The 22,605-nt window shown below is 40.6% G+C and carries 20 protein-coding genes; 5 read left to right on the forward strand and 15 right to left on the reverse strand.

Going from position 1 to position 22,605, the window contains the following annotated elements:
* Positions 1-139: 139 nt before the first annotated feature.
* The gene (locus KK487_RS08200) at positions 140-1,210 is read left to right on the forward strand and encodes a DUF3083 family protein (protein WP_128583832.1); all 1,071 of its coding nucleotides are present in this window, start codon (positions 140-142) and stop codon (positions 1,208-1,210) included.
* Positions 1,211-1,287: 77 nt separating this feature from the next.
* Here the strand turns inward: KK487_RS08200 and sucD are convergent, their stop codons facing one another.
* The 8 genes from sucD to sdhC form a co-directional block, all read right to left on the reverse strand.
* Positions 1,288-2,160, reverse strand: a complete 873-nt coding sequence (gene sucD / locus KK487_RS08205) for a succinate--CoA ligase subunit alpha (protein WP_024603036.1) — start codon at positions 2,158-2,160, stop codon at positions 1,288-1,290.
* A complete protein-coding gene (gene sucC, locus KK487_RS08210; RefSeq protein ID WP_008464053.1) occupies positions 2,160-3,326 on the reverse strand; it encodes an ADP-forming succinate--CoA ligase subunit beta in 1,167 nt (388 codons plus the stop codon). The genes sucD and sucC overlap by 1 nt, the downstream gene beginning before the upstream one ends.
* A 176-nt stretch (positions 3,327-3,502) precedes the next feature.
* The gene (gene odhB / locus KK487_RS08215; RefSeq protein WP_128583834.1) at positions 3,503-5,020 is read right to left on the reverse strand and encodes a 2-oxoglutarate dehydrogenase complex dihydrolipoyllysine-residue succinyltransferase; all 1,518 of its coding nucleotides are present in this window, start codon (positions 5,018-5,020) and stop codon (positions 3,503-3,505) included.
* Positions 5,021-5,023: 3 nt separating this feature from the next.
* Positions 5,024-7,843 (reverse strand): 2-oxoglutarate dehydrogenase E1 component, encoded by a 2,820-nt coding sequence (sucA, locus tag KK487_RS08220; RefSeq protein WP_215521694.1) that lies wholly within the window; start codon positions 7,841-7,843, stop codon positions 5,024-5,026.
* 87 nt (positions 7,844-7,930) lie between these two features.
* On the reverse strand, positions 7,931-8,647 hold the full coding sequence (locus KK487_RS08225) for a succinate dehydrogenase iron-sulfur subunit (RefSeq protein ID WP_008112091.1): 717 nt from the start codon (positions 8,645-8,647) through the stop codon (positions 7,931-7,933).
* A 10-nt stretch (positions 8,648-8,657) separates the two neighbouring features.
* On the reverse strand, positions 8,658-10,430 hold the full coding sequence (sdhA, locus tag KK487_RS08230; RefSeq protein WP_013465011.1) for a succinate dehydrogenase flavoprotein subunit: 1,773 nt from the start codon (positions 10,428-10,430) through the stop codon (positions 8,658-8,660).
* Positions 10,431-10,778 carry a succinate dehydrogenase, hydrophobic membrane anchor protein gene (gene sdhD, locus KK487_RS08235; protein ID WP_036954661.1) on the reverse strand — a complete coding sequence of 116 codons (348 nt, stop codon included), beginning with the start codon at positions 10,776-10,778 and terminating at the stop codon, positions 10,431-10,433.
* A complete protein-coding gene (gene sdhC, locus KK487_RS08240) occupies positions 10,769-11,146 on the reverse strand; it encodes a succinate dehydrogenase, cytochrome b556 subunit (RefSeq protein ID WP_076916082.1) in 378 nt (125 codons plus the stop codon). The genes sdhD and sdhC overlap by 10 nt, the downstream gene beginning before the upstream one ends.
* 406 nt (positions 11,147-11,552) lie before the next feature.
* Here sdhC and KK487_RS08245 point away from each other — a divergent pair, with 406 nt between their 5' ends.
* The 3 genes from KK487_RS08245 (at position 11,553) to KK487_RS08255 (ending at position 14,606) form a co-directional block, all read left to right on the forward strand.
* On the forward strand, positions 11,553-12,839 hold the full coding sequence (locus tag KK487_RS08245; RefSeq protein WP_013465014.1) for a citrate synthase: 1,287 nt from the start codon (positions 11,553-11,555) through the stop codon (positions 12,837-12,839).
* A gap of 111 nt (positions 12,840-12,950) precedes the next feature.
* Positions 12,951-14,177, forward strand: coding sequence for an aminotransferase class V-fold PLP-dependent enzyme (locus tag KK487_RS08250; protein ID WP_036954659.1), 1,227 nt, complete (start codon positions 12,951-12,953; stop codon positions 14,175-14,177).
* A gap of 12 nt (positions 14,178-14,189) precedes the next feature.
* Complete coding sequence (locus KK487_RS08255) at positions 14,190-14,606, forward strand: SufE family protein (RefSeq protein ID WP_024603040.1); 417 nt, start codon at positions 14,190-14,192, stop codon at positions 14,604-14,606.
* A 36-nt stretch (positions 14,607-14,642) separates the two neighbouring features.
* Here the strand turns inward: KK487_RS08255 and tcdA are convergent, their stop codons facing one another.
* From tcdA to KK487_RS08290, 7 genes are read right to left on the reverse strand one after another with little or no spacing between them, the layout of a single operon-like run.
* The gene (gene tcdA, locus KK487_RS08260) at positions 14,643-15,440 is read right to left on the reverse strand and encodes a tRNA cyclic N6-threonylcarbamoyladenosine(37) synthase TcdA (protein ID WP_024603041.1); all 798 of its coding nucleotides are present in this window, start codon (positions 15,438-15,440) and stop codon (positions 14,643-14,645) included.
* The gene (locus tag KK487_RS08265; RefSeq protein WP_036954656.1) at positions 15,441-16,121 is read right to left on the reverse strand and encodes a TIGR01621 family pseudouridine synthase; all 681 of its coding nucleotides are present in this window, start codon (positions 16,119-16,121) and stop codon (positions 15,441-15,443) included.
* On the reverse strand, positions 16,114-16,878 hold the full coding sequence (kdsB, locus tag KK487_RS08270; protein ID WP_024603043.1) for a 3-deoxy-manno-octulosonate cytidylyltransferase: 765 nt from the start codon (positions 16,876-16,878) through the stop codon (positions 16,114-16,116). The genes KK487_RS08265 and kdsB overlap by 8 nt, the downstream gene beginning before the upstream one ends.
* Positions 16,866-17,063: a Trm112 family protein gene (locus KK487_RS08275; protein ID WP_008112074.1), complete on the reverse strand. Its 198-nt coding sequence runs from the start codon at positions 17,061-17,063 to the stop codon at positions 16,866-16,868. The genes kdsB and KK487_RS08275 overlap by 13 nt, the downstream gene beginning before the upstream one ends.
* Positions 17,053-18,033, reverse strand: coding sequence for a tetraacyldisaccharide 4'-kinase (gene lpxK, locus KK487_RS08280; protein WP_064662498.1), 981 nt, complete (start codon positions 18,031-18,033; stop codon positions 17,053-17,055). The genes KK487_RS08275 and lpxK overlap by 11 nt, the downstream gene beginning before the upstream one ends.
* Positions 18,030-19,775, reverse strand: a complete 1,746-nt coding sequence (gene msbA, locus KK487_RS08285; RefSeq protein WP_215521695.1) for a lipid A export permease/ATP-binding protein MsbA — start codon at positions 19,773-19,775, stop codon at positions 18,030-18,032. Before msbA ends, lpxK begins: the two co-directional genes overlap by 4 nt.
* Positions 19,776-19,835: 60 nt before the next feature.
* Positions 19,836-22,103, reverse strand: coding sequence for a DNA internalization-related competence protein ComEC/Rec2 (locus KK487_RS08290; RefSeq protein WP_215521696.1), 2,268 nt, complete (start codon positions 22,101-22,103; stop codon positions 19,836-19,838).
* Here KK487_RS08290 and KK487_RS08295 point away from each other — a divergent pair.
* A complete protein-coding gene (locus tag KK487_RS08295) occupies positions 22,083-22,589 on the forward strand; it encodes a DUF2062 domain-containing protein (protein WP_215521697.1) in 507 nt (168 codons plus the stop codon). The genes KK487_RS08290 and KK487_RS08295 overlap by 21 nt on opposite strands.
* Positions 22,590-22,605: the final 16 nt, after the last annotated feature.

Genomic DNA, 22,605 nt, shown 5'->3' on the forward strand with positions numbered 1-22,605 from the left:
AATAGATGCGGGTTTATGCAGTTATTACCAAAGTTTGTTAGATAAGGGGTAGTTTATGAGCAAAATTTGTTTTAGCGCAATATTAAAGTCATTAAAGCGATTTATAGTAAACGAATAACCCCAACTTAAAGGAACGAAGATGGCCTCATTAAATCAACACCGCATATATATTCCAAGTAATGCACGTGCAAATCATTACTTATTAGCCGAAATTACACCTAATGAAGATTTTTATAAAAACTTCAGTAATATTAATGCTTGCTATGAACGAATTGCGCGTCAGTTATTTGCATCATGTGATGAATATGAACTGCATAATGTCCATTTACTCGCAAATGATAAACTCCCCGTGGTGAGATTTCATGATGAGTCTTACCAACTTGAAACCGATAAGCAAATGTTGTTTTTTTATAACCCTCGTTACCATGAAGCGCATAAACTTCATCACACAGAAAATCAGCAAAGTAAAAAAATACGCCTATTGTTTTTAGCTACTGGTGAAGATATACGTGCCTACTCTGCGCAATTTCATACCAATGTACAAAAAGTATTGAGTCATTTACAAGATCAGTTATTCTTAGACCAGCCAAGCTTTAAGCTGCGCGATCATCAACATTTAACCTATGATTTATTCGCTAAAGAAAAAGGTAATAAAGAAAGCTATGGATATAAACTAAGAAGTTTATATCCTCGTTATCAATCCAGACAATGCGCAATACCTAGTAGCCATGCTGAAATGACTTACGTCACCTTCTCTATTCCCGTGTCACGTAATATTAAAACGCAATTTCAAACACAAATTAATAGCCATACTTATAAACCGTTTTATAACCACTTTTTGCAGTTATTTAGTCAACTTTGTGAAGATAATAGACTCACCCATGCAGCGATGGTTGCCAATGGGGCAATGCCAATAATTCGTAATAGTGAAGTAGATAGAAATGAGGGAAATGGTGAGTTACAAAAAATTAGTTTTGATATAGAAGATTCAGCGCCACAAATGAAAGTATTTTTTGATGAAAATAAACTCGTAGAGACGCTGCATTTTGTGATTGTTGCCGCCGCGCATAATAAACATGAGATTGGCTATGGTCGCTTTATGAATCAAGTAGAGAAAACCGTTCATGCATTCTGTGATGAATTAGCAATTAATAAGCAGCGCCAAGATTTATCTCTGCGATTTTTTCAACATATTAGTTACCCGTTTTAAGATTAAGGGCAATACGCTCTAGCCATACATAAAAAAAGGCTCGCAATTGCGAGCCTTTTTTAAAGAATAACCGCTGATTACCAGCCTGTTTTTTCTTTAAGTGCTTTACCGATATCAGCCAGTGAACGTACAGTTTTTACGCCCGCAGCTTCTAATGCAGCAAATTTCTCATCAGCAGTACCTTTACCGCCTGCGATGATTGCGCCAGCGTGACCCATACGCTTACCTTCTGGTGCAGTAACACCAGCAATGTAAGAAACAACAGGTTTAGTTACGTTAGCTTTGATGTACTCTGCAGCTTCTTCTTCTGCAGTACCACCAATTTCACCAATCATTACGATTGCTTCAGTTTGGTCGTCTTTTTCGAACATTTCTAAAACGTCGATAAAGTTAGTACCTGGGATTGGGTCGCCACCAATACCAACACACGTAGACTGACCAAAACCAGCATCTGTAGTTTGTTTAACTGCTTCGTACGTTAAAGTACCAGAGCGTGAAACAATACCTACTTTACCAGGCTTGTGGATGTGACCAGGCATGATACCAATCTTAGTCTCACCAGGAGTGATAACACCTGGACAGTTAGGACCGATCATACGTGTACCTGTTTGATCTAGTTTAACTTTAACGTCAACCATATCAAGTGTAGGAATACCTTCAGTAATACAAACAATTAGCTCGATGCCCGCATCGATTGCTTCTAAGATTGCATCTTTACAAAAAGGTGCTGGTACGTAGATAACTGATGCAGTTGCGCCAGTTGCTTCTACAGCGTCACGTACTGTGTTAAATACTGGAAGACCAAGGTGCGTTTGACCGCCTTTACCTGGGCTTACACCACCAACCATTTGTGTACCGTACTCAAGCGCTTGCTCTGAGTGGAAAGTACCTTGACCACCAGTGAAACCTTGACAGATAACTTTTGTATCTTTATTGATTAATACAGACATTATTTGCCCTCCGCAGCAGCAACAACTTTTTCAGCCGCGTCTGTTAATGATTCAGCAGCGATGATGTTTAGATCAGACTTAGCAAGTACTTCACGACCTAGTTCAGCATTAGTACCTTCTAAACGTACAACTACTGGTACTGTTACACCTACTTCTTTAACTGCGCCAATGATGCCTTCTGCAATCATGTCACAACGAACGATACCGCCGAAGATGTTAACTAAAACAGCTTTAACGTTGTCATCTGAAAGGATAATTTTGAATGCTTCAGATACACGTTCTTTCGTTGCGCCGCCACCAACATCTAGGAAGTTAGCTGGCTTGCCACCGTGTAGGTTTACGATGTCCATAGTACCCATTGCTAGGCCTGCACCGTTAACCATACAACCTACGTTACCATCAAGGGCTACATAGTTAAGCTCGAAGCTTGCTGCGTGAGCTTCACGCGCATCTTCTTGAGATGGATCGTGCATTTCACGGATTTTAGGTTGACGGTAAAGTGCATTACCATCGATACCGATTTTACCATCTAGACAGTGAAGGTTACCTTCATCTGTGATTACTAGCGGGTTGATTTCAAGTAATGCGAAATCGAAATCGTTGAACATATTACCAAGACCCATGAAGATCTTAACAAACTGTTTCATTTGCGTTGGGTTAAGACCCAATTTAAAACCAAGCTCACGTGCTTGGTAAGCTTGAGGACCTACTAATGGATCGATCTCAGCTTTGTGGATAAGTTCTGGTGTTTCTTCAGCAACAGTTTCAATTTCAACGCCGCCTTCAGTAGACGCCATGAACACAACTTTACGAGAAGCACGGTCAACAACAGCACCTAGGTACAGTTCGTTAGCGATGTCAGTACAGCTTTCTACTAAAATTTTAGCAACTGGCTGGCCTTTCTCGTCTGTTTGGTAAGTAACTAGGTTTTTACCTAACCAGTTAGCTGCAAACGCTTTAACTTCGTCGATAGTTTTAACTAGCTTTACACCGCCAGCTTTACCACGTCCACCTGCGTGAACCTGAGTTTTAACAACCCACATATCGCCGCCAATCTTTTCAGCAGCTGCTGCAGCTTCTTCAGGTGTATCGCAAGCGAAACCTTGAGAAACTGGTAAACCATATTCGGCAAAAAGTTGTTTTGCCTGATACTCATGCAAATTCATGATGCTTTATCCAATTTTTTATATTAAAAGAGTTGAATATTTATGCAAATAAACAACTATCCCAAATTGCGTGCCTAGTATAGATCTCATGGCGCTACATGAAAACCCCAGTATGACCATAGGCACAAAAAAAAAGCTGTGATTTTAACTCACAGCTTATATTTCATACTACTTAATTAAACATCCAGCAGTAAACGTGTTGGATCTTCAAGTAACTCTTTAATTGTTACTAAGAAACCAACTGATTCTTTACCATCGATTTGGCGGTGATCGTAAGATAACGCTAAATACATCATAGGTAAGATTTCAACTTTACCGTTTACAGCCATTGGACGATCTTGGATTTTGTGCATACCCAAAATTGAAGACTGCGGTAAGTTAATAATTGGAGTAGATAGTAACGAACCGAATACACCACCGTTGGTGATAGTGAAGTTACCGCCGGTCATATCGTCAAGCGTTAACTTACCATCACGACCTTTAAGCGCTAGCTCACGAATCCCCTTTTCGATTTCTGCAACAGATAGCTTGTCACAGTCTTTAAGAACAGGTGTTACTAAGCCACGAGGTGTAGAAACAGCAATGCTGATGTCGAAATAGTTGTGGTAAACAATATCATCGCCATCAATTGATGCATTTACATCTGGGAAACGCTTTAACGCTTCAGTCACTGCTTTCACGTAGAAAGACATGAAACCTAAACGGATACCGTGGCGCTTTTCAAATACTTCTTGGTACTGCTTACGAAGATCCATGATTGGCTTCATGTTAACTTCGTTAAATGTAGTTAACATTGCAGTAGAGTTTTTCGCTTCAAGAAGACGATTCGCAATTGTTTTACGTAAACGTGTCATAGGCACACGTTTTTGCGTGCGGTCACCCATAGGTGCTGCTGGCGCTGCTTCAGCTTTTGCTGCTGGAGCAGGTGATTTCAAGAATTGATCAACATCTTCTTTAGTCACACGACCATTTTTACCTGAACCTTTGATTTTTGATGCATCAAGGCCTTTCTCAGCAATTAAACGACGAACAGATGGCGTTAACACATCTGAACTCTCGCTTGAACTTTCTTCTTTGGCTGCTGGTGCGTCCGCTTTAGCGTCAGATTTAGCGGGTGCAGCGCCTGCTTTTACTTTACCAATTACTTGCTCACCAAGAACAGTATCGCCTTCGTCATGAATGATTTCACCCATAACGCCGTCTTCTTGGGCAACCACTTCAAGTACAACTTTATCTGTTTCAATATCAACCAAGTTTTGGTCGCGTGTTACCGCGTCACCTGATTGAACATGCCAAGTAGCAATTGTTGCATCTGCAACTGATTCTGGAAGTACAGGTACTTTAATATCCACTTCTTTACCTTCTGATGCTGGTGCTGATTGCGCCGCCGGCGCGTCTTCTGATTTTTCTGATGCTGAGCTATCTTCTTTTGGCTCTTTACTTGGTGATGCTTCTTGCGCATCACCAATTAAACCGATCACTTGGTCACCAAGTACCGTAGCACCTTCTTCTTGTGAAATTTCAGTGATCACACCGTCATTTTGTGCAACCACTTCTAAAACCACTTTGTCTGTTTCAATATCTACTAAGTTTTGGTCACGGCTTACTTTGTCGCCAACACTTACATGCCATGTAGCAACGGAAGCATCTGCAACCGACTCAGGAAGAACAGGAACTTTAATTTCTGTGCTCATTGCTTATCCTTTCTTTTCTATAGTAAGCGCGTCGGCAACGAGCGCTTGTTGTTCTTTAGTATGTACTGACATATATCCACATGCAGGAGATGCTGATGCCTTACGGCCTGCATATTTCAATTTTGCACCTTGTGGAATTGCATCAACAAAGTGATGTTGTGAACAGTACCAAGCGCCTTGGTTTTGCGGCTCTTCCTGACACCACACAAAATCAGTAACGTGTTGGTAACGTTCAATAATTGCTTTCATTTCGTCATGTGGGAACGGGTAAAGCTGCTCAACACGAACAATTGCAATATTGTCTTGCTCAAGTTTACGACGCTCTTGTAATAATTCGTAGTAAACTTTGCCGCTACAAAATACAACACGTTCTACTTTCTTAGCATCAATCTCATCAATTTCATCAATGATGTTGTGGAATACACCCTCAGAAAGCTCTTCTAGCGATGACGTTGCAAGTGGATGACGTAGCAATGATTTAGGTGTCATTACAATCAGTGGACGACGCAGTGGTCTAACTGATTGACGACGTAACATTGCGTACACTTGCGCCGGTGTTGATGGCACACATACTTGCATGTTGTGATCAGCACAAAGCTGTAAAAAGCGTTCTAGACGAGCTGAGCTGTGCTCTGGACCCTGACCTTCATAGCCATGAGGTAACAAACACGTTAAGCCACATAAGCGACCCCACTTTTGCTCACCTGAACTTAAGAACTGGTCAAATACCACCTGTGCACCATTAGCGAAATCACCAAATTGTGCTTCCCACAATACTAATGAGGTCGGCTCTGCAGTTGCATAACCATATTCAAATGCTAATACCGCTTCTTCAGACAGTACTGAGTCGAACACTTCAAACGTACCTTGATCTTCACTAAGGTTCTGTAATGGTAAATACGTTGCACCATCTTTTTGACTATGAACAACCGCATGACGGTGGAAGAAGGTACCACGACCTGAATCTTGTCCAGTTAGACGAATATCAGTGCCTTCAGCTGCAATAGTTGCATACGCTAAAGTTTCTGCCATACCCCAATCAAGTGGTTTTTCGCCAGCAGCCATTGCTTTACGATCATCGTATATTTTTTTAACACGAGATTGTGCTTTGTACTCTTCTGGGTAACTTGCAACTATGTTACCAAGTTCTTTAAGCTTTTCTACCGAAACGCTAGCATCGTAATCAACACTCCATTCATGGCCTACATACTTAGCCCAATCTGAAGAGTGTGATGTTTCTGGCTGTATTTCTTCAACAACACAGTTGCCATCGTCTAAACCATTACGGTAATCATCAGCAAGTGCTTTCACTTCATCTTCTGTGAAAGAACCTTCAGAAATCAGCTGATCCGCGTAGATTAAACGAGGTACTGGGTGTTTTTTAATTTTTTGGTACATAATTGGCTGTGTAGCGTTAGGCTCATCAGCTTCGTTATGACCATGGCGACGGTAACAAACAAGGTCAATCACAACGTCACGTTTAAACTGATTTCTAAAATCAAGCGCGAGTTGCGTTACAAAAGCAACCGCTTCAGGATCATCAGAGTTTACGTGGAAAATTGGCGATTGAACCATTTTTGCGATATCAGTACAGTAATCAGTTGAGCGTACATCGTCTTTTTTACTTGTTGTAAAACCAACTTGGTTATTAACAACAATACGGATACTACCGCCACAACTAAATGCATTAGTTTGCGATAAGTTAAACGTTTCTTGAACAACACCCTGACCTGCAATTGCTGAGTCGCCGTGGATAGTGATTGGAAGTGCTTTGCTGCCTGTTTTGTCATTAAGACGATCAAGACGTGCACGCACAGAGCCCATAACCACCGGATTTACGATTTCTAAATGCGACGGGTTAAACGCAAGTGCCATGTGCACGTTGCCACCTTTAGTCGCGAAATCTGATGAATAACCCATGTGGTATTTAACATCACCTGAGCTTAACGTTTCTTTGTGCTTGCCAGCAAACTCATCAAAAAGTTCTGATGGATTTTTGCCTAGCACATTAACAAGAACATTTAAGCGACCGCGGTGAGCCATACCAATAACGGCTTCTTTTTGGCCACTTTCACCGGCACGGTGAATAAGCTCTTTTAACATAGGCACTAACGCATCGCCACCTTCAAGTGAGAAACGCTTAGCACCCGGGAACTTAGCCCCTAAATATTTTTCAAGACCATCAGCCGCCGTTAATCCCTTGAGGATTCGTAGCTTTTCATTTTTATCAAATTTTGGCCTAGACTGAACAGACTCTAAACGCTGTTGTAACCAACGCTTTTCTTCTGTTGATGTGATGTGCATATACTCGGCGCCAATAGAACCACAGTAAGTGGTTTTTAGTGCTTGGTATAACTCACCTAAAGGCATAGTATCGCGGCCAACGGCAAACGATCCTACGTTAAATTCGCGGTCAAAGTCAGCATCCGATAAGTCGTGGTACTCTAGCTCTAAATCTCGTACACGTTCTCGTTGCCAAATACCTAGTGGATCTAGGCTTGCATTTTGGTGTCCACGAAAACGGAAAGCATTAATAAGTTGCAGTACTTTAACCTGTTTAAGGTCGCCACCACTGCCCTCTGCTACCACTACTTCTCTATGCTTGTTTTTAGCAAGCGCCGCAAATTGTGAACGAACTTCTGAATGTTTTACTTCAACATCCACACCATCTACTTTTGGTAACTGTTCGAACACTTCTCGCCATTCTTCTGGCACCGAAGTCGCATCGTCTAAATACGCTTCATAAAGCTCTTCAACATAAGCAACGTTACCGCCGTTTAAATGTGAAGATTCTAGCCATGCCTTCATCACACCTTCGTGCATTTATAAGCCCTTTTTTTTAGCGCAGAAATTAATAGTTATATAACAAGATGGCTAATAAATTATTAGCCATCTTTCGTCTACTAGAAATTAAACCGAGCGGTTTAATAACATAGATTTTATTTGTCCAATTGCTTTGGTCGGATTAAGACCCTTAGGACAAACGCTAACACAGTTCATGATACTGTGGCAACGGAACACACTGAATGCATCGTCTAAGTCAGCTAAACGCTCTTCTGTTGCTGTGTCTCGGCTATCAGCTAAGAAACGGTAAGCATGAAGAAGGCCTGCTGGACCTATAAACTTATCTGGATTCCACCAGAAAGAAGGACACGATGTAGAACAACATGCACATAAAATACACTCGTAAAGCCCATCTAATTTATCACGTTCTTCGATAGATTGAAGACGTTCACCTGCAGCAGGCTCATCATTAATTAGATACGGTTTTACTTTTTCGTATTGAGTGTAGAACTGACTCATGTCAATAACAAGGTCACGAACAACAGGAAGTCCAGGTAATGGACGCACTACGATTTTACCTTTGCCATTTTTTTGCAGCGTAGATAAAGGAGTAATACATGCTAAACCGTTCTTACCATTCATGTTTACGCCGTCTGAACCACACACGCCTTCACGGCATGAACGACGAAACGATAGTGTAGGATCTTGCTCTTTTAATAGTAAAAGTGCATCCAATACCATCATGTCTTGGCCTTCCTCAGTTTGCAAAGTGTAATCTTGCATACGAGGTGCGTTATCAACATCCGGATTGTAACGATAAACTGAAAATTGTACTTGTGCCATCGTCTCGCTCCTAGTAGGTACGTGCTTTAGGTGGGAAAGCTTCACGTGTTTTAGGCTCGTAGTTTACTTTACGCTTGCTCATTTCATCCGTTACCGGATTAAATACTGAGTGACATAACCAGTTTTCGTCATCACGATCTGGGAAGTCAAAGCGAGAGTGTGCGCCACGGCTTTCAGTACGGAAGTTTGCAGCTACTGCAGTTGAGTAAGCTGTTTCCATTAAGTTGTCTAGTTCTAAACATTCAATACGCATGGTGTTAAAGTCTGATGATTTGTCATCAAGACGCGCGTGCTGTAAACGTTCACGGATTTCTTTAAGTTCAGTAAGACCTGTAGCCATTGAGTCACCTTCACGGAATACCGAGAAGTTAAGCTGCATACATTGTTGTAGGTCTTTCTTGATTTGAACTGGGTCTTCGCCTTGACCAGCTGTTGAGTTTTCCCAACGGTTAAAGCGCGCAAGAGACGCTTCTAGGTCAGACTCTGAAGCCGCTTTAGAAATTTCAACGTCATTTAGGTATTTACCTAAGAAGTTACCTGCTGCACGGCCAAATACAACTAAGTCAAGTAATGAGTTACCACCTAAGCGGTTAGCACCATGTACAGATACACACGCAATCTCACCAACAGCAAATAAACCTTGTACTACTTTTTCGTTGCCAGCAGCATCGATATTAAGTACTTGACCATTTACGTTTGTTGGCACACCACCCATCATGTAGTGACATGTTGGGATAACTGGAATCGGTTCTTTTGCAGGGTCAACGTGAGCAAATGTTTTAGCAAGATCACATACACCTGGAAGACGTAAGTTAAGCGTTTCTTCGCCTAAGTGGTCAAGTTTCAACTTAAGGTGAGGACCCCAAGGACCATCACAACCACGACCTTCACGAATTTCTGTCATCATTGAACGAGCAACAACGTCACGAGACGCTAAATCTTTAGCATTTGGTGCGTAACGTTCCATGAAGCGTTCGCCATCTTTATTTAAAAGATAACCACCTTCACCACGACAACCTTCAGTTACTAGCGTACCAGCGCCAGCTATACCTGTCGGGTGGAACTGCCACATTTCCATGTCTTGCATAGAAATACCAGCACGTGCAGCCATACCAACACCGTCACCGGTATTAATGTGAGCATTGGTTGTTGATGCGAAAATACGACCTGCACCACCTGTCGCTAACACAACTGCTTTTGATTTGAAGAAGGTGATTTCACCTGTTTCAATTTCAATCGCTGTACAGCCTACTACATCGCCATTATCGTTTTTAACTAAATCAAGTGCATACCATTCTGAGAATACATTGGTTTTGTTTTTAACGTTTTGTTGATAAAGAAGGTGTAATAATGCATGGCCCGTACGGTCAGCTGCTGCTGCAGTACGCGCAGCCTGTTCACCACCAAAGTTTTTCGATTGACCACCGAAAGGACGTTGGTAAACACGGCCATTTTCAAAACGCGAAAATGGTAAGCCCATGTTTTCTAATTCAGTAATAGCTTCTGGGCCAGTTTGACACATGTATTCGATAGCGTCTTGGTCACCGATAAAATCGGAACCTTTAACGGTATCATACATATGCCATTCCCAGTTATCTTCATGCGAGTTACCTAACGCGACTGTAATACCGCCTTGAGCAGATACAGTGTGTGAGCGTGTCGGGAAAACTTTAGAGATTAGCGCACATGTTTTGCCAGATTCAGTAATAGCAAGAGCAGCGCGCATACCTGCACCACCGGCACCAATTACTACGGCGTCAAATTCACGAACAGAATATTTCACTTAAACACCCCATAAAACGATTAAACCCACAGCTACGTAAGCAACAGCCATTAGGTTTAGTACAAAGCCTAAAAAAGCACGCAATTTAGCGTTCTTTACATAGTCGGTAAGAACCTGCCAAAGGCCGATACGGGTATGAACCATAATGCAAATTAGGGTGATTAACGTTGCCCCTTTCATTGCTAGGTTTGAGAATAGGCCTGTCCAGGCTTCATATGTGACTTCTGGCATTGCTAAAAAATAGCCAATAATAAAGATTGCATACGCGCTGATTATTAATGCCGTTGTGCGTAAAGATACAAAATCTTGTACGCCATCACGTTTAAGAGTTGCTTGATTTAAGACCATATCCACACCCCTGCCAATACAGCAAACACAACGCCAAGTGCCATCGCAATTTTAGCGCTAGTATTGCCTGATTCAAGTTCTTCCCAATGCCCCATATCCATAATAATGTGACGGATACCACCGATAAGGTGATAACCCAATACAGAAAGGGTGCCCCAAGCTATAAATTTGGCAATGAATCCGTTAAACAGACTCTTGACGAATTCAAAACCTTCAGCTGAAGAAAGAGACTCTGACCAAGCCCAAATGACAAACGTTAAAGCAAAAAATAATGCAACACCGGTGACGCGGTGAAAAATTGAAGCTTTAGCCGTTGCCGGCATAGATATAGTTGTTAGATCTAGATTTACAGGTCTTTGCTTTTTCACAGTTACTTGCCCATCTTGCCCGCAGTGGGGCTCATCTACTTGTTTTTCTAAAACCCACCAAATGTTTCTGGTGGAACTATCAAAATAAACGTATTGATACTAATAAAGTTCACTTTTTATGAAAATTATTATGTAAAAAAAAGTTTACCCAAATACAAATTGGTTAAAAACCTCCGTTAGTATATATAGCCGGAGACTCTTTTACAATTCTTGTTTACTTTGAGTCGTTTGCGAATTAGCCAATGGTATAATATTCAATCTATACCGAATATTTATTATACATATGTGCATAATACTTATAAAAATTGACTTTATACCCCTCTTTCACGTTAAAATGTAAAGATGTGCTTAGAATAGATTTTAGAATATAAAAATCAGAATAGTTATCTTAATAGGAGATACATAGATGGCAGATAAGAAAGCCACGGTCCATATTGATGGGCTAGATCCAATCGAACTTCCAATTTATCAAGGTACTGCTGGCCAAGATGTAATTGACGTACGTACACTCGGCTCACATGGTCACTTTACTTATGACCCAGGTTTCATGTCGACTGGTTCTTGTGAATCTACCATCACTTACATCGATGGTGGCAAGGGTGTTTTATTACACCGTGGTTACCCAATCGAACAGTTAGCAGAAAGCTCTAACTACGTTGAGTTATGCTACTTACTATTAAATGGTGAGTTACCAACTAAAGAGCAATACGATGATTTCGCTACAAAAATCACTCGTAGCACTATGCTAGATGAAAAAATCGCAAACTTCTTCCAAGGTTTCCGTTTTGACGCCCACCCTATGGCGATGCTATGTGGTGTGGTTGGTGCTTTATCTTCTTTCTACCATGAAGATCTGGATATCACTGATGCAGTTCAACGTAAAACAAGCGCTATTAAATTAGTTGCTAAGTTACCAACAATTGCAGCAATGGCGTACAAAACAAACATCGGTCAACCATTTGTATATCCACGCAATGACTTAAGCTATGCAGAAAACTTCTTACACATGATGTTCTCTGTGCCTGCTGAAGAATACAAAGTAAACCCTGTCACAGCTAAAGCAATGGATAAAATCTTCATGCTTCATGCTGACCATGAGCAAAATGCATCAACGTCTACAGTACGTTTAGCAGGTTCTTCTGGTGCTAACCCTTATGCATGTATTGCTGCGGGTATTGCATCACTTTGGGGCCCTGCTCACGGCGGTGCTAACGAAGCATGTTTAAACATGTTAGAAGAAATTGGCTCAGTTGATCGCATTGACGAATACGTAGCAAAAGCAAAAGATAAAGCGGACCCGTTCCGTCTTATGGGCTTTGGACACCGTGTTTATAAAAACTTCGATCCTCGTGCAACAGTAATGCGTCAAACATGTCATGAAGTGTTAGCAGAGCTAAACATTCAAGATCCATTACTTGATATCGCAATGAAACTAGAGCAAATTGCACTTGAAGACCCGTACTTTGTTGAGAAGAAACTTTACCCTAATGTAGATTTCTACTCAGGTATTATCTTAAAAGCAATCGGCATCCCTACCAGCATGTTCACTGTAATCTTTGCAATGGCACGTACTGTAGGTTGGATCTCACACTGGGACGAGATGCTTTCTCAACCTGGTCATAAGATCAGCCGTCCACGTCAGCTTTACACAGGTGAAACACACCGTGATTATAAAGCAACTGACAAGCGCTAAGCATTAAGTTAGTTTAAAAGGCCGCCTCTGCGGCCTTTTTTATTACCTGCTACTTGAGAATTATCTTAAACAGATTACAATTCCTGCCCACTTGATTAACTTTATGAGCCTATGTCTGTGTCCTCGTTTGATCCTAAAAAAATCCGTAATGACTTTCCTACTCTAAATCAGACAATCAATGGCTACCCTTTGGTTTATTTAGACTCAGCAGCAACAACACAAAAACCACAATGCGTGATTGACGCTACGACACAGTTTTACACCTTACAGAATGCAAATGTTCACCGCGGACGTCATACGCTGAGTGAGCAAGCTACAGCGGCTTATGAGCAAGTACGTCAACGCGTTGCCGATTATTTTCAGGTAACCAGTAACGAAATTGTCTGGACCAAAGGTGCCACTGAAGCGATTAACTTAGTTGCTCATGGCTTAAGAAATACATTAACAGCTGCTGACACTATTTTAATTAGCCCAATCGAACACCACGCTAATATCGTGCCGTGGCAAGAACTGGCAGCGCAAACCGGGGCAACATTAAAAACTTTACCACTTAATGCAGATGCTACGTTTGATATAGCACAGTGTTGTGAAGTGATTAAGCGCACCAACCCTGCACTACTGGCTATTACTCACGCTTCTAATGCGCTAGGCAATATTACTGATTTAGTCCCCTTAATAGCCTCAGCTAAGGCGGTAGGCGCGCTAACCTTAGTCGATGGCGCACAAGGGGCGCTGCATTTAAGACCGAATTTAAAAAAGCTCGATTGTGATTTTTACGTGTTTTCTGCTCATAAAATGGTGGGGCCAACAGGGCTAGGCGGTTTATATGGCCGTTATACAGCCCTTAATGCACTATCGCCTTATCAAACAGGCGGTGAAATGATTGAAAAAGTAACCTTAACGCACAGTACTTATCGTAATGCACCGGCTAAATTTGAAGCAGGAACGCCAAATATAGCCGGTGTTTTAGGTTTTGGCGCTGCACTTGAGTATTTAATGGCGCTTGATCTGCAAACATTACAGCACTATGAACAGCAGTTGTTTATTTATGCAGCGAACGCATTGAGCAAAATAGACGGTATTATTATCTACAGCGACCTCAAATCGAATATTGGCACACTTTGCTTTAATTATAAAAATGAACATCCTTATGATCTGTCAACTTTACTTGACGGCTATGGTATTGCTGTACGAAGTGGTCATCATTGTACCCAACCTTTAATGAGTCATTTAAACCTAAATGGTTCACTGAGAGCGAGTTTTGCTTTTTATAATACGACTAAAGATGTAGACCAATTTATTGCCGCACTCAAAGAATGCATTGCTTTATTAGACTAATTTGGATAAATAATGACACACACATATCAACTCGTAACTAAAAGTATTCAAAGCAGTAGTAGCTGGCAACAAAAGTACCGTGAAATTATGTTACTCGGTAAAACGCTGCCACCTCTAGCCGATATATTAAAAACAGATGATGCGTTAGTGCCAGGCTGTGAGAGTAAAGTATGGATGTTTGTCGAGTTTGACTTAACCGAGAATGCACTGGTTGTAATTGGAGACTCTGATACTCGCATAGTAAAAGGCTTATTGGCGTTAATTTTAGCCCTGTATAACGGTTTAACACCCGAAGAAGTGTTAGCAGTAAATGCTTATGATGAATTTGAAAAGTTAGGCTTAATCAGTCATTTGAGTGCGTCAAGGGGCAATGGAGTAAAAGCCATGGTTGAAACAATACAAACCATGGCCAAACAAAAAGCGCTTTAAGCGCTTTTTAAATACTATTAAACCAAAACACTTTATCTAAGTATTTAGACGCGCACGCTTGTCTAAGTATTTTCGAACCGCTTTAGCGGCAACAAAAAAACCAAAACTACCGGTGATCATCGTCACTGAGCCAAAGCCATTATTACAATCCATGTTCATACTGCCATCAGCATTTTGCTTCGCATGACACACACTGCCGTCACTACCTGGGTAAACAAGCTGTTCAGTGGAATATACACAGTCAATATTAAATTTACGTTTTGGGTTTGAACTGAAATTATATTGTTTACGCAAAATGTAACGCACTTTTGCAAGTAATGGATCTTGAGTGGTTTTTGCCACATCGCCAAAGGTAATTTGACTCGGATCGGTTTGACCACCTGCACCGCCAGTTGTAATTATAGGCATTTTATTACGTTTACAGTGAGCTATTAACGCCGCTTTTTCTTTAACCGCATCAATACAATCTATTACATAATCAAAACCTTGAATATGTTCTTGAATATTATCAAGGCTAATAAAGTCATCAATCACATTCACCACACACTCAGGGTTGATAAGCTTGCAGCGAGTTTTCATCGCCTCAACTTTAGCTTCCCCTATTGTGCCTGTTAAGGCATGAATTTGACGATTTACATTAGTTGCACAAATATCATCTAAATCAATTAAGGTGATTTTACCTACGCCGGTACGCGCTAGTGCTTCAGCAGTCCAACTGCCTACACCACCAATACCCACAACACAAAAATGTGCTTGCTGTAACCACTCAAATTGCTGTTGACCATACAGACGTTTAATACCACCAAAGCGGATATCAGTTACTTGTTCACTCATTTACCAATCCAGTTTCCACGGCGTTTGCCAAGAATTAAAATCTTGATGTTTAATCAATTGCGCATACTCTTCACCAGATTCTGGCAACAGGGTATGTTGTATTTTTTGCCCTTTCCATAAAAAATCCAGCGCAAATGCATGTAAATAGGTACGCTCTGCAGGGCTGCCTGCATAACTTGCATCACCCATTATGGGGGCACCCAAACTCTTTAAAGCAACTCTGAGCTGATGGGTTTTACCCGAATAGGGTTTTAATAGGTAAGCTCTAAAACCACTTTTAAAACTAAATGAATAAAACCGCGTTATAGCGGGATTTATTTGCGAGTTTAATAATTTAAAAGTACCCCGACGTGACTTCGCCATGTCTCCTTTAACCCAACCTTGCTTTTTTTTAGGCTTAGAATCACTTACAGCTAAATAAAATTTATTTATAGTATGCTCAGTAAACATCTGGGTAAACTTTGCCGCAGCGTCTTTATGCCGCGCTAATATGATCAGCCCTGAAGTCACTTTGTCTAGACGATGAACCGCAAACAATTTTTCGTTTAGTTGTTGCTCAGCAAGTACCACAAAACCAGGGCTATCTTCTGAATGAAAATTAAGCCCTGCAGGTTTAGTTATAATATAAAAATCATCGTGCGTGTATTGCACCTTAAACACAGGCGTATCTGCTTTATTCACGCGCTTTACTTTGAATATGCGCAACGACTTTAGCTAAATCCTCTGGTGTATCAACCCCAGCATGAGGGGTCACCAGCGCTTGCTCTATTTTAATCGCATAGCCATGGTAAAGCACCCTTAGCTGCTCTAGTGATTCTAAAACTTCTAATGGTGATACCGATAATTGAATATATTGCTTTATAAACCCTGCGCGATACGCGTAAATACCCACATGGCGTTGAAAAGGCGCTAAATTAAGTGGTTGCTGCTCTGCCATCATAGCACTTCTATCAAATGGAATGCTGGCTCTTGAAAAATATAAGGCATTTTTATTAATATCGCTGACCACTTTAACCGCATTAGGGTTAAACACCTCATCACGCTCTTCAATGGCAACACTTAGGGTTGCCATAGGCGCGGTTGATTGCGCTAATAATGTAGCCACTTGTGACACGTTATCAGGGGATAATAATGGTTCATCGCCCTGCACATTAACCACGATAGTATCTTCTGATAAATTTAATAAATCAACGACTTCTGCTAACCGTTCAGTCCCTGATTGATGATCTTCTCGAGTCATCAATACATCATTGGTAAAGTGTTTAGCCGCATCAAATACTTTTTGATGATCGGTGGCAATAACCACTTTACTCGCTCCCGACAAACACGCTTTTTCATAGACATGTTGGATCATTGGCTTGCCACAAATATCAGCAAGTGGCTTACCTGGCAAACGAGTAGAAGCGTAACGCGCAGGAATAACTACTACGAATTCCACTTTTCTACCTCTTCAAGAGACAATTCTCGGGCTTCATTTTCAAGTAATACTGGAATATCATCGCGTACAGGATAAGCAAGCTTTGCAGCTGTACTTATCAGCTCTTGGTTTTCTTTATCAAAGCGCAACTTACCTTTACACACGGGGCAAGCAATAATTTCGAGTAACTTCGTATCAAAGGCCATGATGGATCCCTTTTTCTTTTAATAGTAAATTTAATGTGTTTATTACCGCCGCTGTTGGTTGAGCATCAACAGGCAGGTAATACCAATTAGGTTTTGCAAAATCACGGCATTTAACCGCATCTTTTTCTGTCATTAATACACAGTCATCGCCAAATTGAGCGAAATCATCAGCGCTATAAGCATAATGATCGCGAAAATGATGTGTAGACAGTAATTTAATACCTTGTGCTTGCAGTGAAGCCTCAAAACGACCTGGGTTACCAATAGCACTCACCGCATGCGCAGCCTTTAAAGGCGTCGCTATATCCGTGTTATCGGCAACGCGTTTAATAACCGATGGCTGCAAGCGATAACTAAACTCATCCTCAGAGCCATTTTCAATTACTACGTCTACGCTCTTTAATCGAGAGACGGTTTCGCGCAGTGGCCCTGCGGGCATTAGCAAACCATTACCAAATTTTCTTTCGCTATCAACAATACAACATTCTATGCTGCGTGCCATTTTGTAATGCTGCATGCCATCATCAGAAATGATCACATCAAGCTTAAAGTTTGCGTTGAGCTTTTCTATATTGTGTTGCCTATTAGGGCCAACCACTAATGGGCACTGTAAACGATTAAATAAAAGTACCGGCTCATCCCCAGCCTCTAAAGTAGTCGTTTGTGCAGTAACCAATAACGGGTAATGAGTTGCTTGCCCGCCGTAACCTCGACTAATTAAACCAACAGATAAACCTTTAGCAGTTAAATAATCATAAAGCCACAATACAAACGGCGTTTTACCATTACCGCCAACGCTTATATTACCAACCACAATAACCGGTGTTTTGCTGATAAACGATTTAAAAATGCCGAACTTATAGCAATATCTACGTAGCAAAGAAATACAGCCAAAAATAGCGGACAGTGGTAATAGCAATAACGTAATTAAGCTAAAAGGTTTATACCAGCTTTGCTCTATTTTACTCACCCTTGCTCACCAAACTGCATTTTGCATAACGCAGAATAAGTGCCATCGTTAGCAAGTAAATCTGTATGGGTACCACTTTCAATAACTTGACCACCGTCTATTACATAAATGCGGTCACTATTTTCAATAGTCGATAACCTATGCGCAATTACAATAGACGTTTTGTCTTTCATTAATGTATCGAGGGCATGTTGAATGAGTTTTTCTGATTCAGTATCCAGCGCCGAGGTCGCTTCATCTAAAATTAAAATTGGTGCATCTTTTAATATTGCGCGAGCAATCGCGATACGTTGACGCTGACCACCTGAAAGCATCACCCCATTCTCACCAACCATAGTGTTAAGTTGTTCCGGTAAATCTTCAACAAACTCCCAGACATGAGCTTGTTTAGCCACAGCATGAAGCTCTTCCATCGATACATCGCGTTGGAGGCCATAACAAATATTATTTGCAATCGTGTCATTAAAAAGTACCACTTGCTGCGATACTAAAGCAAATTGACGACGTAAATCGGTGAGCTTATATTCATTTAAAGCAATACCATCCAGTAATATTTCACTGGGCGCTTCTAAATCATAATAGCGAGGTAGTAAGTTTGATATGGTGGATTTACCCGAGCCTGAGCGACCAACAAGCGCAATGCTCTCGCCCGCTTGAATAGTCATAGACAAATTATTTAATACCGGCTCGTCTTTGGTTGGGTATTTAAAGGTGACATTTTTTACCTCAATATGACCTTTAACTTTATCAACCGATAAGGTGCCTGTGTCTTTTTCTATTTCTTCATCTAGCACTAAAAATACACTCTGCGCAGCTGAAATACCGCGTTGTAAATCGCTGTTCACATTGGCAAGCTGTTTTAACGGGCGTAGTAACATCATCATCGAAGAAATGAGCACTACAAAATCCCCAGAGCTAATACTGTCTATCATTGAGGGCATAGACACCACCCATAAAATAACGGCCATTGCACTGGCGGCTAAAATTTGAATGATAGAGACACTTAACGCCTTAGTCGCATCCATTTTGATACGTTGCTGGCGATTATGATTATTAATTTTAGAAAATTGATCGATTTCTTGAGTTTGACCACCAAAGCCGTGGATCACTTTGTGACCACTGAGCATTTGCTCTGAGCTGCGGGTAACTTGCCCCATCGCAGACTGAATATTTTTAGATATATGACGAAAACGTTTAGATACCACCGCCACTATAATAGCCACTAATGGAATAATAACTAAAAAGATTAACGATAATTGCCAGCTGGTATAAAACATAACTGCAAGTAAAAACACCACAAAAGCGCCTTCACGAACTACAATAAGCAATGCTTTGGTAATCGCTTGCTGTACTTGCTCTGTATCAAAGGTAATTTTTGAAATAAGGTCGCCAGTCGAGTTTTTATCATGAAACGATACTGGCAAATGTAATATATGCTCAAATAGTTCTTGGCGAAGCGCACGCACTACCTGCGAACCAACATAGCTTAAACAGTACGATGACATAAAATTAAATACGCCACGCCCGATCACCAACGCAATAACCACAAATGGCGCATAAGTAAGTACCTGACTATTACGCTCATTTAAACCTTCATCGATAAACGGCTTCATCAGTTGGATGAATAATGCATCCATACCTGAATAACCTATCATTCCAATAATTGCGACGATGGCAACCGACTTATAGGCACCAACGTAAGAAACAAGCCGTTTATAAATTTGTGTAGTACTTTGATCCATAACACTCTCTAAAACCACTGACAGCCTCTATTGTATCCTTAGCAACAGCAAAACAAAACGTCAATCTTTGATAAACCAATAACTTTCCTGCGCCCTCGCTGTAGTAAGCTCAAGGTGCTTAGCATAAAAATCAACTCTAACTTGTCCTACATCACCGGTGCTATATTGTTTGGCGTTTATTTTATTGTAACGCTCAACTACCGCTTTACTTGGAAATTGCCACTGACCTTGATAGGCACTTGAATGAATCACAATCGTTGGGTTTACTGCCTTAATAAACTCGTCACTCGAGGAGCTGTCACTGCCGTGGTGTGGGCTTATCAAAACGGTACTTTGTAAATCATCTTCCTTTTTAATTAATTGCGACTCTCGCGTCTTTGATATGTCACCGGTAAGTAGCACACTATAGTTTGCAGCTGAGATTTTAACGATACAGGAATTATCATTACTATTATTAAATTCCTCTTTAGCAAAAGTTTGAATACTCAATCCATTAAAATCGAGTGTTGTTGCTATACAGTCGTTATATACACCATTTGGATGAAAATAATCAAAACTCCATGCATAACCGGCCGCTTTAAAATGCGCAACACCTCCGGCATGATCGTTATCTTGATGACTGACAATCGCGGTACTTACCGTTAGATTATGGGCGTCAATATAGGGTAGTAATACACTAGGCACACGACTAAAGCGATTAAAGTAACTCGGGCCAAAATCATAAATAAACGCATGCTTATCTTTTTTTATCAGTACCATTAGGCCATGGCCTACATCAAATACGTTCAACTGCCAAAGACTAGATTGCGTAAAATAATAATTAGACAGTAAAGTCAAAAGCGGAATACACGCCAGTACGCGAAGCTCAATAAAATAAAGTAAAGGAACGACACTATAAAGCAGCACCACAGTGGTTATACTTACCTGACCAACATTAAGCCAACGTATGTGCTGCGGTATTGCCAGCAACATTTGATAAATATAGGTCAGTGGAAAATCATACAACACAATAAACGCATACCAGTCGGTTAATAACCCCAGCAACACACTTAAAAATAAAGCAGGCATTAATACAAAAGATAAAATGGGAATAGCGACAAGATTTAAAACTAAACCTGCTAAACTCACGCCATTAAAAAAGTATAATGACAGCGGTAATAAGCCAATAAATAATCCCAGTTGAATAATAAAAAGAGTGCGAATATTGGCTAACAATGAATGACCTCGCAGCGGAAACTGTTTTAAAACCATAAAAATAATACATACCGCTAAAAAGGAAAAATACAGGCCAGGATTAAGCAAACTAAATGGATTAACCGCTAGAATAATAACCAACGCATATAAAATACTTCGCCATCTAAGCGCTTGCTTCGCTAAATAATAAAGCAACAAATAACAACCCAACATAATTAAGGCGCGGGTTGCCGAAATAATGAAATCACTCAAGTAAACATAAATAAAAGCGGCAACAAAGCCAGCAGCGCTATAAAAAATAGCAATATTTAATGATTGATTTAGTTCAGGCTTAATCAACTTAAGAAAACAGCGCACTGCAAAATAACAAAAGCCGAAAACCAAAGAGATATGCAATCCAGAAATAGCCAGTAAATGACTTAACCCAAGACTTTGCATTAATTGTTTATGCTTAAAGGTCATTAACGACTTGTCTCCGGTTAAGAGCACATAATATAGCCAATTAAGCTCAGCATTACTTACGAGCTTTTTGACATAAGTCCTATAAGCCGCGATATGATTATTTTGTGGGCGGTTGTAAATCGCTAACTGATTATTTAATACTGTGCCTTTAAACGCTATTTTTTGTGTAAAGGCATAGAGTTGACTGTCGAACACTGTAAAATTTTTAATCCCCCTAAAATTTTTTAACCTAACTTGAGCAGTAAAAGCATCACCTGGCTGAATAGGTTGTGTTGAATTAATACTTAATAAGGCATTAGGTGCTCTAAACTGACTATATTCGCTATCTTCCAAACGGGTTATTTTCACTTTTACGTATTGTGGAGGGGTTGAAGAAATGACCTCTTCGACAACAACATTGACAGAATATGCGTATTTTTCGTGCTGATTAGGTAATTCAAATGAATAAAACAAGATAAAATGTGCTGCTACACAGCAAATACCGAAAATAAAGCCTAACAATACAGTTAAAAACGGCTTAAAATACGTGCTCACAATGAGGATTGAAATTGTGATAACTGTAAATTCAAGGGTTTGGTAATAAAATACGGTAACAACAACTCCGATAACAAACCCAAGACTCATCCACACAGAAGTAAATGGTTGCTTTAAATGGCTAAAAAAACGATCCAACGGTTTTTACCCGATCCAAATAAAATTAGACATCACAAATCGCTAAGAATATTTGGCCGTCTTTTACATGATGCTAACCTTTGGCATTTAAATAGACGTTCGGCACGAGGTGCTTTTGCTGTTGGGCTCTTTTTTGCTTTCATCCCTGTTCCTTTTCAAATGGTGCTCGCGGCTGCCGCAGCGATAATTTTGAGAGTTAATTTACCCATTTCTGTTGCGCTAGTATGGATCACTAATCCACTGACTATGCCGCCAATTTTTTACGGCTCCTACCTTGTTGGTACATTAGTACTTAATCAACCAGAACAACACTTTGCGTTCGAAGCCAGTTGGGCATGGTTTATAGAAAGCTTAACGACAATTGGCCCTGCATTCTTAGTCGGTTCTTTGGTATGCGCCTCTATCGCCAGTATTATTGGCTACTTTGGAATAGATCTAATGTGGCGCCGCTCTGTAAGGCGGGCATGGGGAATGAGAAATAATTAGCCTCTCTTCCTTTAAA

The organism is Pseudoalteromonas sp. SiA1 (genome assembly GCF_018732205.1).
Classification (GTDB): Bacteria; Pseudomonadota; Gammaproteobacteria; order Enterobacterales; family Alteromonadaceae; genus Pseudoalteromonas; species Pseudoalteromonas tetraodonis.

Excerpts from the sequence above, each read along its gene's own strand:
- KK487_RS08200 (WP_128583832.1), top strand. The coding sequence starts at position 140 with ATGGCCTCATTAAATCAACACCGCATATATATTCCAAGTAATGCACGT.
- sucD (WP_024603036.1), bottom strand. The coding sequence starts at position 2,160 with ATGTCTGTATTAATCAATAAAGATACAAAAGTTATCTGTCAAGGTTTC.
- sucC (WP_008464053.1), bottom strand. The coding sequence starts at position 3,326 with ATGAATTTGCATGAGTATCAGGCAAAACAACTTTTTGCCGAATATGGT.
- odhB (WP_128583834.1), bottom strand. The coding sequence starts at position 5,020 with ATGAGCACAGAAATTAAAGTTCCTGTTCTTCCTGAGTCGGTTGCAGAT.
- sucA (WP_215521694.1), bottom strand. The coding sequence starts at position 7,843 with ATGCACGAAGGTGTGATGAAGGCATGGCTAGAATCTTCACATTTAAAC.
- KK487_RS08225 (WP_008112091.1), bottom strand. The coding sequence starts at position 8,647 with ATGGCACAAGTACAATTTTCAGTTTATCGTTACAATCCGGATGTTGAT.
- sdhD (WP_036954661.1), bottom strand. The coding sequence starts at position 10,778 with ATGGTCTTAAATCAAGCAACTCTTAAACGTGATGGCGTACAAGATTTT.
- KK487_RS08245 (WP_013465014.1), top strand. The coding sequence starts at position 11,553 with ATGGCAGATAAGAAAGCCACGGTCCATATTGATGGGCTAGATCCAATC.
- KK487_RS08250 (WP_036954659.1), top strand. The coding sequence starts at position 12,951 with ATGTCTGTGTCCTCGTTTGATCCTAAAAAAATCCGTAATGACTTTCCT.
- KK487_RS08255 (WP_024603040.1), top strand. The coding sequence starts at position 14,190 with ATGACACACACATATCAACTCGTAACTAAAAGTATTCAAAGCAGTAGT.
- tcdA (WP_024603041.1), bottom strand. The coding sequence starts at position 15,440 with ATGAGTGAACAAGTAACTGATATCCGCTTTGGTGGTATTAAACGTCTG.
- KK487_RS08275 (WP_008112074.1), bottom strand. The coding sequence starts at position 17,063 with ATGGCCTTTGATACGAAGTTACTCGAAATTATTGCTTGCCCCGTGTGT.
- msbA (WP_215521695.1), bottom strand. The coding sequence starts at position 19,775 with ATGGATCAAAGTACTACACAAATTTATAAACGGCTTGTTTCTTACGTT.
- KK487_RS08295 (WP_215521697.1), top strand. The coding sequence starts at position 22,083 with ATGGCTAAAAAAACGATCCAACGGTTTTTACCCGATCCAAATAAAATT.